We start from the raw sequence: 1,402 nt of genomic DNA, 5'->3' as shown, positions 1-1,402 counted from the left end.
ACCGAGGATGCCGACGAACTGCTGGTACTTCGTGACGCGGCTCTGCACCTGGGCGGGGTTTCCGCCGTTGCACTCGATCGAGCCGTTGATGCTGCGGATCGTCTCACCGAACCCGGCACCGCCGACCATCGCATTGTGGGCGGTCATGGTGCCCGGCCCGTTCTGGGTCATCCAGTACCAGATTCCGGTCTTCCAGGCCACCGCGGCATCGGTCTGCACCAGCCACGGGTTGGTCAGCAGGGGCAGGTTGAGGGCGTTTCCGGCGGCGTTGTAGTTGAAGTTCCAGCTGAGCTGGATCGGCCCACGCCCGTAGTAGGCGGCCTGCCCGGCCGGACATCCGTAGGGCTGGCCGGGGTCGCAGTAGTGCGGGTAGTTCGCGGTGTTCTGCTCGACCACGTGCACGAGGCCGCCGGTCTCGTGGTGCACGTTGGCCAGGAAGGCGGCCGCCTCCTGACGCTGGACGGTGGCGCTGCCGCTCTTGGCGAACGCCGGGTAGGCGCTGAGTGCGGCGACGAGCCCGGAGTACGTGTAGAAGGAGTTACGGCCCGGGAACATCTGGTTGAACTGGGCCTCGGTGACCACGAAGCCGCCCGGGTCGGTGGGCGGCGGGGTGGTGGGTGGCTGGCCGCCGCAGGTGTAGGGCTCCCAGTACCAGGTGCTGACGATGGGGTCGTAGCCGGGATTGTCGTGCTCGGCCACGTAGTAGAGACCGTTGGTGTACCGCACGATCGCCCCTGCCGCGTACCAGGTTCCGGCAGCCCAGTTCGGGTGGTTGCAGGTGCCTCCGGTGGGCGGCGGCGTGGTGCCGCCCCCGCATGCGCCGAGATCCTCCCAGACGCCGGTCGTACCCGGTGGCACCTCGGCCTGGGTCCACCACTTCGCCCGGTAGTTGCGGCCGTTGTGGGAGACCTGTGCGTCTCCCCAGTAGACGGCCGAGGCCTGCCACGATGCTGAACAGGCGGCTGCCGACGCAGCGGTCGACGGGATGACCGCAGCCAACCCGCCGACGATGGTCAGTGCCACCAGCGCGACCAGCGCGCGCAGTCTCGTCATGTGACCACTCCTTCCTGGGACCCGACTGGCCGCAGACCCGGCCAGGTATTGACATAGGTGACTGTAACATTTTCTGTTTACTTTCTTTACTGTTGCGGTGGAGCCACCTCCTCGACGGAGCGGTGGCGGGACGTCGGAAGTTTCGGCCACTTTCCGGATCATGCGAGAGATGCCGCGAGGACCAACTCAGCGGACGGCGATTGGCCGATTGTCAGGACCAGCGCACCGCCGACCCACCTCGTTTCGGACGGATTCCGGAACTTGTTGACGTGCCGGAAATCCCGCTGTAATACTCCGATCCATCACGGTCGATGCAACGGCTTCGTGATGTCCCGGTTATGCCTCCCGC

At 66.3% G+C, this 1,402-nt stretch carries 1 protein-coding gene; it reads right to left on the bottom strand.

Annotation, left to right across the window (positions count from 1 at the left end):
- Positions 1-1,053: glycoside hydrolase family 19 protein (locus tag KBX34_RS32955; protein WP_210928974.1), on the bottom strand; the 1,053-nt coding region annotated here is incomplete at its 3' end.
- Positions 1,054-1,402: the final 349 nt, after the last annotated feature.

It is taken from the genome of Micromonospora sp. M61, assembly GCF_018070245.1.
In the GTDB taxonomy this organism is placed as follows: domain Bacteria; phylum Actinomycetota; class Actinomycetes; order Mycobacteriales; family Micromonosporaceae; genus Micromonospora; species Micromonospora zamorensis.
The sequence above is the reverse complement of the archived record's forward strand: the minus strand, read 5'-3'. Positions and strand labels throughout refer to the sequence as shown.